This is a genomic window from Streptomyces sp. S465 (genome assembly GCF_026898115.1).
GTDB lineage: Bacteria > Actinomycetota > Actinomycetes > Streptomycetales > Streptomycetaceae > Streptomyces > Streptomyces luomodiensis.
Genome location: NZ_CP114036.1, coordinates 4958279 through 4971102 on the forward strand (window position 1 = coordinate 4958279; position 12824 = coordinate 4971102).

The 12824-nt window shown below is 71.1% G+C and carries 16 protein-coding genes; 9 read left to right on the forward strand and 7 right to left on the reverse strand.

The window, feature by feature from the left end; genetic code table 11:
* The 7 genes from N6H00_RS20895 (at position 1) to N6H00_RS20925 (ending at position 4626) form a co-directional block, all read left to right on the forward strand.
* Positions 1 to 426: a roadblock/LC7 domain-containing protein gene (locus tag N6H00_RS20895; RefSeq protein ID WP_268973328.1), complete on the forward strand. Its 426-nt coding sequence runs from the start codon at positions 1 to 3 to the stop codon at positions 424 to 426.
* A complete protein-coding gene (locus N6H00_RS20900) occupies positions 423 to 782 on the forward strand; it encodes a DUF742 domain-containing protein (RefSeq protein ID WP_268973329.1) in 360 nt (119 codons plus the stop codon). Before N6H00_RS20895 ends, N6H00_RS20900 begins: the two co-directional genes overlap by 4 nt.
* On the forward strand, positions 763 to 1389 hold the full coding sequence (locus tag N6H00_RS20905; RefSeq protein WP_443072993.1) for a GTP-binding protein: 627 nt from the start codon (positions 763 to 765) through the stop codon (positions 1387 to 1389). Before N6H00_RS20900 ends, N6H00_RS20905 begins: the two co-directional genes overlap by 20 nt.
* A gap of 210 nt (positions 1390 to 1599) precedes the next feature.
* A complete protein-coding gene (locus tag N6H00_RS20910; protein WP_268973330.1) occupies positions 1600 to 2217 on the forward strand; it encodes a TetR/AcrR family transcriptional regulator in 618 nt (205 codons plus the stop codon).
* Positions 2218 to 2314: 97 nt separating this feature from the next.
* Positions 2315 to 3544, forward strand: a complete 1230-nt coding sequence (locus tag N6H00_RS20915; RefSeq protein WP_268973331.1) for a cytochrome P450 — start codon at positions 2315 to 2317, stop codon at positions 3542 to 3544.
* A 28-nt stretch (positions 3545 to 3572) separates the two neighbouring features.
* Positions 3573 to 3767 carry a ferredoxin gene (locus N6H00_RS20920; RefSeq protein WP_268973332.1) on the forward strand — a complete coding sequence of 65 codons (195 nt, stop codon included), beginning with the start codon at positions 3573 to 3575 and terminating at the stop codon, positions 3765 to 3767.
* Positions 3768 to 4014: 247 nt separating this feature from the next.
* A complete protein-coding gene (locus tag N6H00_RS20925) occupies positions 4015 to 4626 on the forward strand; it encodes a TetR-like C-terminal domain-containing protein (protein WP_268973333.1) in 612 nt (203 codons plus the stop codon).
* Positions 4627 to 4691: 65 nt separating this feature from the next.
* Here N6H00_RS20925 and N6H00_RS20930 read toward each other — a convergent pair whose 3' ends face one another.
* The 7 genes from N6H00_RS20930 to N6H00_RS20960 form a co-directional block, all read right to left on the reverse strand.
* Positions 4692 to 5417, reverse strand: a complete 726-nt coding sequence (locus N6H00_RS20930) for a DUF305 domain-containing protein (RefSeq protein WP_268977057.1) — start codon at positions 5415 to 5417, stop codon at positions 4692 to 4694.
* Between the two features lie 5 nt (positions 5418 to 5422).
* A complete protein-coding gene (locus N6H00_RS20935) occupies positions 5423 to 6091 on the reverse strand; it encodes a DUF3105 domain-containing protein (protein WP_268973334.1) in 669 nt (222 codons plus the stop codon).
* A 68-nt stretch (positions 6092 to 6159) separates the two neighbouring features.
* The gene (locus N6H00_RS20940; protein WP_268973335.1) at positions 6160 to 6615 is read right to left on the reverse strand and encodes a hypothetical protein; all 456 of its coding nucleotides are present in this window, start codon (positions 6613 to 6615) and stop codon (positions 6160 to 6162) included.
* A 173-nt stretch (positions 6616 to 6788) separates the two neighbouring features.
* Positions 6789 to 7892: an AMP-binding protein gene (locus tag N6H00_RS20945; RefSeq protein ID WP_268973336.1), complete on the reverse strand. Its 1104-nt coding sequence runs from the start codon at positions 7890 to 7892 to the stop codon at positions 6789 to 6791.
* Positions 7893 to 7960: 68 nt separating this feature from the next.
* A complete protein-coding gene (locus N6H00_RS20950) occupies positions 7961 to 9355 on the reverse strand; it encodes an aldehyde dehydrogenase family protein (protein ID WP_268973338.1) in 1395 nt (464 codons plus the stop codon).
* A gap of 221 nt (positions 9356 to 9576) precedes the next feature.
* Complete coding sequence (locus N6H00_RS20955; protein WP_268973339.1) at positions 9577 to 9921, reverse strand: YbaY family lipoprotein; 345 nt, start codon at positions 9919 to 9921, stop codon at positions 9577 to 9579.
* On the reverse strand, positions 9918 to 11015 hold the full coding sequence (locus N6H00_RS20960) for a hypothetical protein (RefSeq protein ID WP_268973340.1): 1098 nt from the start codon (positions 11013 to 11015) through the stop codon (positions 9918 to 9920). The genes N6H00_RS20955 and N6H00_RS20960 overlap by 4 nt, the downstream gene beginning before the upstream one ends.
* A gap of 411 nt (positions 11016 to 11426) precedes the next feature.
* Here N6H00_RS20960 and N6H00_RS20965 point away from each other — a divergent pair, with 411 nt between their 5' ends.
* Positions 11427 to 11816 carry a TOBE domain-containing protein gene (locus tag N6H00_RS20965; RefSeq protein WP_268973341.1) on the forward strand — a complete coding sequence of 130 codons (390 nt, stop codon included), beginning with the start codon at positions 11427 to 11429 and terminating at the stop codon, positions 11814 to 11816.
* Positions 11817 to 11877: 61 nt separating this feature from the next.
* Positions 11878 to 12798 (forward strand): molybdate ABC transporter substrate-binding protein, encoded by a 921-nt coding sequence (gene modA / locus N6H00_RS20970; RefSeq protein WP_268973342.1) that lies wholly within the window; start codon positions 11878 to 11880, stop codon positions 12796 to 12798.
* Positions 12799 to 12824 lie beyond the last annotated feature (26 nt).

Genomic DNA, 12824 nt, shown 5'->3' on the forward strand with positions numbered 1-12824 from the left:
ATGAACACCACCGACCGCAGCTTGGACTGGCTGTTGGAGAACCTGCTGGAGAAGACCCCGGGGTCACGCCACGCCCTGGTGCTGTCGCGGGACGGGCTCAAGCTGTGCCTCTCCTCCGGGTTGTCCGTGGACCAGGCCGATCAGCTGGCGGCCATCGCGTCGGGCATCCAGAGCCTCGCCCATGGCGCGTCCATCGAGTTCGGCGACGGCAGCGGCGGCGTACGGCAGTCGATGACGGAGTTCCACGGGGGGATTCTGTTCATCGTCGAGGCCGGCGAAGGCGCCCACCTCGCCGTGGTGGCCCATGACGACGCCGATGTCGGCATCATCGGCCACAACATGAACGAGATGGTCGAGCAGATCGGCGACCACCTGCGGGCCGCCCCGCGGGTGGCCACGGACGGCAGCGGCGGGACGACGGCATGATCCGAGGGCCGCTGGACAAGGAGGGACCGGACCGGCTGTACACCGTCACCGGCGGCCGCAGTCGCGCGGACGAGAGCCGGTTCGACATGGTCACGCTGATCGTCAGCGAGAGCGACCCCACTCCCGGGATGCAGTCCGAGCACGTCAAGATCCTGCGGATGTGCCGTCGCCCCTTGTCGGTCGTGGAGATCTCCTCGTATCTGGAACTGCCCGTCAGCGTGGTCAAGATCCTGCTGTGCGATCTGCTGGACACCGGCCGGATCACCGCGCGCCATCCGCAGCCGGCCCGCCCCGGCGGGCGGTTGCCTGGGCCCGAAACCCTGAAGAAGGTGCTCGTTGCACTCCAGAATCTCTGACAGCACCGCCAGCGCCGCTCTCCCCGGCAGCACCGGACACGCCCCGCTGCGGGAGAGCGCGAGCAACGGCCTCAAGATCGTGATCGTCGGCGGGTTCGGTGTCGGCAAGACGACGATGGTGAAATCCGTCAGCGAGATCCGCCCCCTCAGCACCGAGGAGACGATGACGCAGGCGGGCGTCGGCATCGACGACGCCTCGTTCGTCCAGGACAAGACCACCACCACGGTGGCCTTCGACTTCGGCCGGATCAGCCTGGACGAGCAGATGGTGCTGTATCTGTTCGGCGCCCCGGGGCAGGAGCGGTTCTGGTTCCTGTGGGACCGGCTCTTCTCCGGAACCCTGGGGGCGGTCGTCCTGGTGGACACCAACCGGCTGGCCGACTCCTGGTACGCGCTGGACCGGCTGGAACACCACGGCACACCGTTCATCGTGGCCCGCAACAACTTCACCGAGCCGCAGCACTCGCTGGAGGACGTGCGGGAGGCGCTCGACCTCTCCCCCGATGTGCCGATGATCGACTGTGACGCCCGCAAGCGCGACTCCAGCAAGGCCGTACTGGTCGCGCTCGCCCGTCACCTCTACTCCCTGTCCACCGGCGCCGCCTGAGCGCCGCCGGCCCTCCGCCCCCGACCGGCCCGCCCGAACCCGTCCGGCCGCCCGCCCCCGCGCCCCCGAGGGGGCGGTGCCCGGCGCGACGATCCTGCCCTGTCGCCCTGGCGGCAGGCCATCGCCGTGGGTGATGGCGCATCGACGGGTTCTGGCCACATTCCCTCATGTTTCACCGAAGCTTGAGGAGGAGTCGGAGAGGAGCCGGAGATGACCGAGGGGTTCAAGCGCCGCACGCCGAGCCGGTGGGGCGAGGGCGGTGCGCTGAAGGAAGAGATCCTCGTGGCCGCCGCGCGGATGCTGATGGAGTCCGGCCGGGAGGGGGACCTGTCGCTGCGCGCGGTGGCGCGGGAGGTCGGGATCTCCGCGCCCAGCGTCTATCTGCACTTCAAGGATCGGGCGGAGCTGGTGGCCACCGTCACGCGGCGGGCCTACGAAAGGCTGGTGGCCCAGCTGCGCGAGGCCGGGGACCGCGGGGGTGAGGGCGGCCCGCGGGAGGCGCTGCGGGCGATGGCCCGGCGGTACGGCCACTTCGCGCTGGACAACCCCAAGCTGTACCGGCTGATGTTCGGCATCGAGCGGATCGAGGGCTCCCGCGATGAGCTGGCCGGCCATCCGCTGTGGACGGTGCAGGAGGTGTGGGTCGAGGCGGTGTCCGCCTGCCGGGACGACCGTACCGGGGCGGCGGATGACGAGCGGGTGGCCAAGCTGCTGTGGTTCTCCCTGCACGGGGTCGTGGCCATGGCCGTGTCGATGCCGTTCGCGGCCAGCCGGCAGGGGATGGAGGAGATGGCGGACGACCTGCTCGACCTGGCGTTGACCAAATAGCGGCGGTGCGGCTGGTCACTCTTGGTCATTTGGTTGCCCTGGGCTCCTAACGCTGTTAGGAAAGTCCGTGACGCGCTCCCTCTCCACGGAGGCACATATGACCGAGACACTGGCGGACACGGCGGCCGGGCCGCTGGAACACCCGATGCCCAGGGCGGCCGGGTGCCCTTTCGACCCGCCGCCGGCCCTGCAGGCCCTCCAGGCGGACCGCCCGATCTCCCGGGTGCGGATCTGGGACGGCACCAGTCCGTGGCTGATCACCCGCCACGACCATCTGCGGACCCTGCTCGGCGACCCGCGCGTCAGCGCGGACCCCACCCGGCCCGGCTATCCGCACCGCACCGCCGGGATGAAGGCGAGCGACCAGGCCCGCCAGACGTTCCTCACCATGGACGACCCGGAACACGCCCGGCTGCGCCGGATGGTGACGGCGCCCTTCGCGGTGAAGAAGGTGGAGGCCCTGCGGCCGTCGGTGCAGAAGATCGTCGATGACCTGATCGACGGGATGCTCGCCGGGCCGAAGCCGGTCGACCTGGTCGAGGCGTTCGCACTGCCGGTCCCCAGCCTGGTCATCTGCGAGCTGCTCGGCGTGCCCTACGAGGACCACGACCTCTTCCAGCGCAACACCAAGGTCGTCGTCCGCCGCACCTCGACCTCGGAGGAGGTGCTCGCGGCCCAGCGGGAGCTCGCCGACTACCTGGACGACCTGCTGACCGTCAAGCGCGCCCGGCCCGCGGACGACCTGCTCTCCGTGCTCGCCACGGAACGGGTGGCCACGGGCGAGATGACGCAGCGGCATGCCGCGGAGACCGGTGTCCTGCTGCTCGCCGCGGGCCACGAGACCACCGCGAACATGATCGCGCTCGGCACCCTCGCGCTGCTCCGCAACCCGGACCAACTCGCCCTGCTCCGCGACGCCGAGGACCCCAAGACGGTCGCCGGGGCCGTGGAGGAGCTGCTGCGCTACCTGAACATCACCCACTCCGGGCGCCGCCGGGTGGCGCTTGAGGACATCGAGGTCGGCGGCGAGGTCATCCGCGCGGGCGACGGCATCATCTTCGCCAACGACATCGCCAACCGGGACCCGGAAGCCTTCCCCGAGCCCGACCGGCTCGACATCACCCGCGACGCCCGCCGCCACGTCGCCTTCGGCTACGGCGTGCACCAGTGCCTCGGCCAGCCGCTGGCCCGCCTCGAACTCCAGGTCGTCTACAGCACCCTGTACTCCCGCATCCCCACCCTGGCCCTGGCCACCGGGTTCGACGAGGTGGAGTTCAAGCACGACGGCATCGTCTACGGCGTCTACGAACTCCCCGTCACCTGGTAGCAGCACCCCCGAGCAAGAGGAGAACCCCATGCGCGTGGAAGTCGACCAGCCCAAGTGCGTCGCGTCCGGACAGTGCGTCCTGATCGCTCCCGAGGTCTTCGACCAGGACGACGACGGCATCGTCGAGTTGCTGACCGACCGTCCCGAGCCCGGCCAGTACGACGGCGTCAAGGAGTCGGCGGTGGTGTGCCCGGCCGCGGCGATCCGGCTGGCGGAGGACTGACGGCCCACTCGCCGCCGACTCGCCGCAACGCTCGTCCAGGGGAGCGTGCTGGACCTTCCTTCCCCTCGTGAGGAAGGTCCGGCAAACTCTGCCCTTCCACCTAATGCGCTTTCACGCGCATTAGGTAACGGGTGTCACAGTAGCGAGGGGGTGTACGCGTCGCAATGGGTTACCGGGCGTAGGGTGACGGGGTGTTCGTGAAGATCTGGTGCTCACCAGAGCGGAGGGGACGTAGGGTCGGCGCGTCATGACAGAGCGACCACCGCATGGGTCGGCCCGCCCCGGAGGGCGTACGGCCCGGACCCGGGCCGCCGTGCTGGCGGCCGCGTACGAGGAGCTCGACCGCGACGCGTACGCCGCCCTCACCCTCGACCGGCTGGCGCGCCGGTCCGGGGTGCACGTGTCCACCATCCGGCGGCGCTGGCGCACGGTGGAGGGGGTCGTTGTCGACCTGCTGGCCGAGCGCAGCTCCACGCTGCCCACCCCGGACACCGGCGACTTCCGGCAGGACCTGGCAGAACTCGCCATGGCCATCGGGGACTTCAACAACGCGCTGCGCAACCGCAACGTCATCCAGGGGCTGCTCGTGGCCGCCGCGCACGACCCCCAGGTCGAGGAGATCGTCCGGGGCGCGTTCGTGGGGCGGATCGAGCAGGTGACCCGGATCGTGCGCCGGGCGATCGAGCGGGGGCAGATCCCGGAGCACACCGAGCCACGCGAGGTCATCGCCGCGCTCGCGGCGCCCATCTACTACCGGGTGCTCATCCTGCGCGGGTTCATCGACGAGCGGCTGGTGCGCACGGCCGTCGAGGTGACGTACCAGGCGGCCCGGTCGGGGACGTTCGTCCGTGAGGGATGAGCGGGTCTTCCCGGTTTCCGGCGATGGGCGCCCCTGCCGGGTGAGGGACGCCCATCGTCGCGGTGTCAGAAGGACGCGCCGCGTGCCGTGAGCATGTCGGCCATCAGCTGGATCTCCGACTGCTGGCCCTGGACCATCGTCTCGGCCAGATGTTTCTCGGTCGGGTCCTTGACCAGCTCGACCGCGCCCTTCGCCATCCCGATGCCGCCCTTGTGATGGGCGGTCATCAGCTTCAGGTAGAGCACCTCGGCCGCCTTGCCCTTGGCCTTGCGCAACGCGTCCAGCTGGGTGTTGGTGGCCATGCCCGGCATGAGCGAACCGTCGTGCGGCGTGTACGTGGAGCCGCCGTCCATGCCCTCCATCGAGCCGTGGTCCATGCCGTCCATGCCCTCCATGTGGTCCGTCGACGCGTTCTTCATCCACGTCATCGGCGGGTCGTCGGACGTCTTGTCCAGCCCCCACATGTCCAGCCAGCCCTGCAACATCCCCGCCTGGGTGGCCTGCGTGCTGGCGATGTCGAACGCCAGCCGCCGCACCTCCTCGTCGCTGGTGCGGTCGCGCACGATGAACGACATCTCCACCGCCTGCTGATGGTGGATGGACATGTCGCGGGCGAAACCGGCCTCGGCGGAGGTGTCCTTCGGCGTACCCGTGCCGGCCGTGCCCTCCGAGCGGTCGCTCATCAGCCACACCACCGCCACCGCCACCAGCGTCAGCACGGCGAGGGCGGCGGCGATCCCGGCCACCAGCGGCTGTCGTGACGCGCGGCCGACGGCGGCTCCGTCGGTCACATCGGTCACGAAGACTTCCCGTTGGTGCAGTAGGCGCCTGGCTCCGGGGTCTGCTTGCCCTGGACGAACTTCTTGAAGAACGCGGCCACCCTCGGGTCCGACGCCTCCTGGATGTCCAGCTGGTTGCCCCAGGCGTTGAGGACGATCGGCGCGTCCTGGTCCTGGTAGGGGCTCATCATCGAGTACGGCGTCTTCTCCACCCGCTCCTTGAGCGTGGCGATGTCCTCCTTCGACGCCTTGTCGGTGTAGGTCACCCACACCGCGCCGTGCTCCAGCGAGTGCACGGCGTTCTCCTTGGTCAGCGGCTTGGTGTAGACGTCGCCGTTGCAGTTCTGCCAGACCTGGTTGTGGTTTCCGCCGACCGGCGGCGACATCGCGTAGTCGACCGTGCCCTCGACATGCGTCCGGCCCAGGTTCTGCCAGGTCCGCATGGACTTGAACTCACCGGTCTTGACGACCGACGAGGTGACCTTGGCCTCCTTCTCGTCCTTCTTGTCGCCCTCGTCGATGAGGAAGTAGCCGCCGACGGCCAGTCCGGCGACGATCACCACACAGGAGGTGATGGTGATGATCCGGTAGCGGCGCTCGCGCGCCTTCTCCGCGCGGCGCAACTCCTCTATCTTCGCGCGGCGGTCGGCCGCGCCGGCCTTCGTCTTCGATCCCTTGGAGCCCATGGCTGTCCTTGTCCTCGCAGTTCTCTCGGTTCTCGCGGTTCTCCTGACTCGCGGTGAGCGGCGTCGGCCTAGGTCCGAAGCACTTGGAGCTGATGGAGGCCGAGGGCTCGGACAAGGTGATCGGGCGGCGCCCGGACGGAGTCCGGGTCCCGAGGGGTGCCGGGCGGCGGAACCTCGGCGAGGGAGGGCGGGGGCACGGGCGTGGGCACCAGGGCCTGGACCACCGCCCGGGGGCCCGCGACGCAGTTGTCGCTTCCGGTGCCGGTGCCGGTGCGGGAGACGTCGGCCGGGCAGCGGTGCGGTGCCGTAGCCGTGAGCGGGTCCTGGGCCGGAAGCGGCGGACGCGCCCCGGCGCCGGCCACGCGGGTACCCGCCGGGCGGTTGCCGGCCAGGCGGTCCGGACACCTCGTCGACAGGGTGCTGTGGTCACCGGCGGCGGGATGGACGCACGAGGGCGCCACCCATATCGCCGCGGCGAGCAGCAGTACGGCACGCCAGAAGGCGGAAGGTACGGTGCCGCGCACCGGAACCCTTCGTATGTGGCCCGCTCCGTCCCGCCCTCTGCCCATCGCGCCAGATCGTAACCACTGTGCCTGCCGCGACTGAATGGGTACATGACGAAACGCGGCAAACGCCTGGTGGGCGGCGGACGTTTCAACAGCTCAGGAGAGCGGGCACAGTAGACGCGGCGGACGTCTCAGTAGACGCCCTCGATCACGACCTCGTCGTCGAACATCGCCACCGGCCCCACATCGGCCACCGAGTCCCCGACCGCGCCCTCGGGCGGCGGGATGCGGATCGCCAGATCGCGTTCGAGGTTGTTGGGCAGCAGACAGGACTTGCTGACGTGGTTCATCACCACCTGGCCGCGCTCGCCGTACGGCACCGGCTCCCCGCTCACCGGGTCCACCACCGAGAAGGTGACGAACGGGGTGCGCGGATCGAAGACACACGGCTCGTCCGGGCCCAGCCCGAGCCGCTCCGTGGCGCCGCCGAGGATCATGGTGTTGCCGTAGGTGCCGTAGAGCTCACAGTCGGGGAAGACTTCGGTGCGCAGCAGATCGCGGGTGTCGGCGTCCATATGCGCACCGCCCCACATGATGCCCTTGACCTTCCGCCCGATCAGCTCGATGAGGTCGTCGTGCCGGGCCAGCCGCTCCAGCAGCGGCGGAGTGGTCATCAGCACACCGATGTCCTGGGTGCGCAGGACGTACGCCGCTTGCTCCACCAGATGGCTCACATACGCGTCGGTCTCCTCGGTCTTCCCGGCGGAGATCAGCTTCTTCACCCACCGCGGGTCCATGTCGACGCGGAACATCAGTCCACCGTGCCGGGCGGCCGCGCCCGCGACCATCTCACCGACCATGTGCGGGCCGCTGGGGGCGATGGCGAGCCAGTCCACCCCGCGCGGGATGCCGAGCCCGTCCAGGTCGGCGCTCAGCCCGTACGTGAGGCGGTCCAGCCAGTCGCGCAGACACACGATCCGCTTGGGCGCGCCGGTGGTGCCGCCGCTTTCGAAGACACCGAGGATCCGGGCGTCCGCGCCGTAGCCCTGGGGGATGAGGTCCCGCACCGGCACCTCGCGCAGTTCCCCGGTGACATTGGGGAAGAGCGCCAGATCGGCGACGCCCTTGACGTCCCGCCGCGGATCGAAGTCCAGCGACGCGGCCCGCCGCAGCCAGAAGGGGGAGCCGGTGTCCGGGCCGAAGTGCCACTCCATGGCGGCGCGTAGGTACTCGTCGGGGTCGGGGCGCTCGTCGAAGGGGACGTCGAGCACCGAAAGGGAGGCAGTGGTCGGCACGGAATGCTCCTCGCGGGTGGCGGCGGGCGGACGGCGGGGCGGCGCGGACAGTGGGTGGCAGGGGCCGGTCAGCCGCGGATGACGGCCTTCGTGCGCATCAGGAACTCGCCGAGATACGCGTCGTGCGGAATGCCCGGGGCGATCCAGTGGGTGGGATGGTCCCCGATGTAGAGGTTCTTGATCGACGGGTCGGCGAGCAGCGCGTCCAGCAGCGCCTCGTCCCCGGTGATCGCCGTGACGACCAGGCTGTCCCGGAGCGCGGCGACACCCGCCGTACGCGTCCAGGGGGCCACCCAGACGCAGGGGAACGACAGCTCCACACCCAGCCGTGTGTCCCGCGGGTCGTCGAGCTGGAAGACGGCGGGGCGCAAGGCGGCGCTGCCGTCGCCGAGGTCGTCCACCACCCCGTCGCCGCCCAGCCAGGCCCGCGCGCCCGCGGCCTTGGTGCGCAGATGGCGCTCGAAGCCGCGCGCGACCTCGAGCGGGTGGACCGGCAGCACCGCCTTCTCGTCGTGCGGCGGCAGGCTGGGCAGGTCGGCGAGCCGTTCCGCCAGCGCCTCCGCGACCGGCGCCGGATCGCCCTCGACGAGGACGGCGGTGGCGTTGACACACGCGGTGCCGCCGTGGCGGGCGACGGAGTCGACGACGACATCGAGGTGGTCGCGCCAGTCCCGGTCGGCGGTGATCAGGATCTTGGAGCGGCCCGGTCCGTTGGGCAGTACGGCCGGATCGGCGGCGTAGCGGTCGATGACCTCCTGTCCGCCGTAGACCATGCTCAGATCCGCACCCCGCAGAATCTCGCCCGCCGCGTCGTGGTCGGTGGGCAGCAGCACCACGTGGTCCGGGCCGAAACCCGCCTCCCGCAGGGCGCTGACCAGCCGGTACGGGGTGAGTGGCTCACGGCGGGAGGGGCGTACGGCCACCCGGTAGCCCAGCGCCAGCGCCTCCAGCCACAGGGCGTGCACGGCGGGGTGGTTCCCGGCGGCGTGCACGGCGAAGACATCGCCGCGCCGGATCCACACCGCGCTGCCGGTCCGGGCGTACGGATCGCGCCAGTCGCCCACCGCCCCCACCGGACGGGCCGCCTGCACACTGCGGAACGCCTCGGTGGCGCTGAGCCGTATCGCCTCCACCGCGATCCGCACATTGGCGAGCGGGGTGCCCGACATCCGGCACACCGCGCTCTCGTATCCGGCGGCCGTCATCCCGGCGACGGTGCCGGTGGCGAACAACTCCCCCGCCCGCTTCAGCGCGGCCAGCCGCTCCTCCAGCGGCGGCGTCCCGGCGGCGCGCAGCGCGGCCAGCGCCCGGGTGACGAACAGCCGCGGCACCAGGGAGAGTTCGGCCATGGGCGCGCCGGTGACATCGCTGACGGTGAGGCGGTGCCGGGAGCGGTAGGGCCCCTTGGGCCCCAGCGCGTCGAGCGTGTCCAGGGCGTCGAGGGCGGTGGCGGGCTGGGACACGCTGGCTCCTTGACGACGTTGCGCTGCTGAGGGGTGGCACAGGAAGGGATGGCAGGGAGGCATGACAGAGAGAGATGACGAGGAGGGATGACGGGGGATGAACCCGCCTCAATCCCACGGCGTGGACGGGGAGGTGTCAATTGGCCCAAAGGCCATGCCGGACCTCGTTCGCCGTACGAGAGGGCCCCTCGCCCGTCGGACGAGGGTGACCGGGGCGCCCGTCAGACGAGGCCGACCGGGGCGATCAGACCGGCGGTGGGGCCGGCCGGTACGGGACTGGCCTCGGCGCTGGCCAGGTCGCCGCTCTCCACGACCCCCGAGCCACTGATGTCCACATGGACCCGCAGTCCGTAAGTGGCGCCCGGGTCGAGCTCACCGGGGACGGTGACGCTGAACGGGACATGGCCCCCCGGGCTCAGCGGCACGTCGGTCAGCACCTGCGCCGCCACGATCGACTCGGGCGTATCGGAGCGGGACACATTGCGCACCTCCACCACCACCCGCGCCGCGCGCCCGGCGGGGGCGTCGGGGGGCAGGGTCACGATGCCGCTCAGGACACTGCTCATTCCGCCATGGATTCCCCTCGGGCCGGTGGTCCTGTTCCGCCGTTCGGGTGGGAGTCCGTTGGTACGCCGTTCGGGCCGGGGGGAGTGGTGTCGTCAGCCCGCGCAGGGGCGGCCCCGGCTGTGCCGCGTCTGCCGTCGGCGCCGTTGGCTCGTCTGCGCCGCCGTGCACCGATCCTGTCCCGGACCCGCTCCCGTAATCGCTCCCGCAGAGGTGCCCGGACCGGATGCGCGGAGGGCGCGGTGGGCGCTGCGGCGTGGGTGGCGGCCGGGGTACGGTCGGCGGCCACGCGGCGCCGCTCGAGGTAGAGATGGGCGCCCCAGCCGATGACCCCGCTCGCCAGCGAGCCGGGCAGCCCGCCGCCGTCCACGTACATGCAGGCGGCGGCGTCCCGGCAGGGCCCGCAGCGGGCCAGGTGCTGCCACAGGTCGGCGGGTGAGGGGGTGTCGGGCGAGCGGGTGGCGGCGTCCAGCAGCTTGGCGTAGCTGCGGCACTCCTCGTCGGTCAGGGTGTCCACATGGGCGCGCTGACAGCGCGCGCGGAAGGACTCGCGGACCCGGGTGATCTCCTCGGGGGCGTACTCCGGGTCGTAGCCCAGCTGACGGGCCACCGTCTCGGTGGACCGCCCCTCCACCTCGACCAGCCACAGCAGCTCCCCGTCCGCCTCCGGCAGGTCCCGCAGACCGCGCAGGGCGAGCGGCTGCTCGCGGGGCGCGGCGGCGAAGCGCGCGGCACGGTCGGACGTCAGCCAGGTCCGCAGATCCGGGGTGAGCCGGTCTCCGTGGCGGTGGGCGTGCCAGTCGGCGGCGGTCTTCCGTACGGAGGTCAGGAAGAGCGGAAGCCACGGGAGGCGCTTGCCGAAGCCTCGGCTGCGGCGGTTGCGGGTCTCCCGGATGCCCCGCCGGAACGCCTCGGTGGCGAGCCGCATACCGGCTTCGGGGCTGGTGGTGCACAGTTCCGCGTAGTCGGCGACCGCGTCCCAGTAGGCGCCCAGCAGGGCCGTCGCGGAGGCGGTGCCATCGGCTTCCTCGGCGGGCGCTTCGGCGGGGCCGGGGCGCCTCGGGGAGCCGTCCCTGGGAGACGCGTGGTCGGGCATGGAGGCGGTTCCTCCCTCACGAGCAGCGGCACGCACACGAACAGCGGTGCCCCCGCCGGGGGCAACCCTTCCACCACGGATCGCGGGGGAGGGCGGCCAACAGGGCGTCCCCGCCTCGGAGTTGGGGATTCCCCTTGCGGGGCGCGCCGAGCTTTTCACGCGGGCGAGCCGGCTGACAAGGGACGTCGGGGAGTCCCGGCCCGGGTTTGTGACCCACCTGATAACCCCCGCCCGAACGGTTCGCGACGTGAACTCCTGTGCGTTCGCGGGGACGTCAGGTGGGGCCGGGTGGCCGGTGGCTCGGAACCCTCGTGCCGGTCACGCAGATGCCAGCCTCCATGCCCTCATCGTTGGACGAATACCAGCATCCACCCCTGTACCACCTCGCAGACGCGGCGCTACCATCGGCGGATGCATACGTACCGGATCGGCGAGGCCGCGGCCCTGATGGGGGTCAGCGTCGACACTCTGCGGCGTTGGGTCGACAGCGGACGGCTGACCGCCGAACGGGACGAGCAGGGGCGCCGGATCATCCCTGGCCCGGCGCTCGCCGCGTTCGCCCGTGAGGTCAGCAGCGGCGCGGAGCGCGACCACCCGGGCTCATCGGCCCGCAACCGCTTCTCGGGCATCGTCACCGAGGTGATCCTGGGCGATGTGTCCGCGCAGGTGGAGATCCAGGCGGGGCCGTTCCGCGTGGTGTCCATGATCAGCCGCGAGTCGGCGGAGGAGCTGAAGCTGGAGCCCGGCGTTCCGGCCGTCGCCGTGATCAAGTCGACCAACGTGGTCGTGGAAACGCCGTGAACGCGCGCGCCGGGAACGGCAGCGGCAGAGCGGCAGTGGCAGAGAGGGAGAGACAGACCCCATGACGACCCCGACCCGTTCCGTATCCGACCCTCAGCACGACCGCCGGCACGACCCCCAGCCCGGACCCCAGCGCGGGCCCCGGCCGGAACCCCGCCCCCGGCTCCGGCCCCGCCCCCGCTCTCGCCAGGCGCTGTGCGCGGTGGGCGGTTTCGCGCTCGCCGCCGTGGCGCTCACCGCCTGCTCCTCCGGAGACTCCGACGGCTCCTCCGCGAAGTCCGGCTCCGGCTCCTCCTCGGAGAAGCTGTCCGGCACCGTGACCGTGTTCGCGGCGGCCTCGCTGAAGGAGAGCTTCACCTCGCTGGGCAAGACCTTCGAGAAGGAGCACCCCGGCACCAAGGTCTCCTTCAACTTCGGCGGCAGCGACTCCCTCGCGGCCAGCATCACCTCCGGTGCGCCCGCCGACGTCTTCGCCTCCGCCAGCCCGAAGACCATGAAGACCGTCACCGACGCCAAGGCCGCCAAGGGCACCCCGGCCACCTTCGTCCGCAACCAGCTCGAGATCGCGACCCTCCCGGGCAACCCGAAGAAGATCGCGACGCTGAAGGACCTCACCGGCTCCGGGCTGAAGGTCGCGCTGTGCGCCAAGGAGGTGCCCTGCGGGGCGGCGGCGCAGAAGGCGCTGGACGGGGCCGGACTGAAGCTCACCCCGGTCTCGTACGAGCAGGACGTCAAGGGCGCCCTGACCAAGGTGGAGCTGAAGGAGGTGGACGCCTCCGTCGTCTACAAGACCGATGTGAACGCGGCGGGCGGCAAGGTCGAGGGTGTGGAGTTCCCCGAGTCGAAGCAGGCCATCAACGACTATCCGATCGCCCTGCTGAAGAACGCCCCGAACGCCGAGGCGGCCACCGCCTTCATCGATCTGGTGAAGTCCGCGCAGGGCCAGAAGGTGCTCGGTCAGGCCGGTTTCCTCAAGCCGTGACCGAGCTGGAATCCGCAGCCGGCCCC

Coding starts and splice junctions, on each gene's coding strand:
- N6H00_RS20895 (WP_268973328.1), top strand. CDS start 1: ATGAACACCACCGACCGCAGCTTGGACTGGCTGTTGGAGAACCTGCTG.
- N6H00_RS20900 (WP_268973329.1), top strand. CDS start 423: ATGATCCGAGGGCCGCTGGACAAGGAGGGACCGGACCGGCTGTACACC.
- N6H00_RS20910 (WP_268973330.1), top strand. CDS start 1,600: ATGACCGAGGGGTTCAAGCGCCGCACGCCGAGCCGGTGGGGCGAGGGC.
- N6H00_RS20915 (WP_268973331.1), top strand. CDS start 2,315: ATGACCGAGACACTGGCGGACACGGCGGCCGGGCCGCTGGAACACCCG.
- N6H00_RS20920 (WP_268973332.1), top strand. CDS start 3,573: ATGCGCGTGGAAGTCGACCAGCCCAAGTGCGTCGCGTCCGGACAGTGC.
- N6H00_RS20925 (WP_268973333.1), top strand. CDS start 4,015: ATGACAGAGCGACCACCGCATGGGTCGGCCCGCCCCGGAGGGCGTACG.
- N6H00_RS20935 (WP_268973334.1), bottom strand. CDS start 6,091: ATGGGCTCCAAGGGATCGAAGACGAAGGCCGGCGCGGCCGACCGCCGC.
- N6H00_RS20955 (WP_268973339.1), bottom strand. CDS start 9,921: ATGAGCAGTGTCCTGAGCGGCATCGTGACCCTGCCCCCCGACGCCCCC.
- N6H00_RS20960 (WP_268973340.1), bottom strand. CDS start 11,015: ATGCCCGACCACGCGTCTCCCAGGGACGGCTCCCCGAGGCGCCCCGGC.
- N6H00_RS20965 (WP_268973341.1), top strand. CDS start 11,427: ATGCATACGTACCGGATCGGCGAGGCCGCGGCCCTGATGGGGGTCAGC.
- modA (WP_268973342.1), top strand. CDS start 11,878: ATGACGACCCCGACCCGTTCCGTATCCGACCCTCAGCACGACCGCCGG.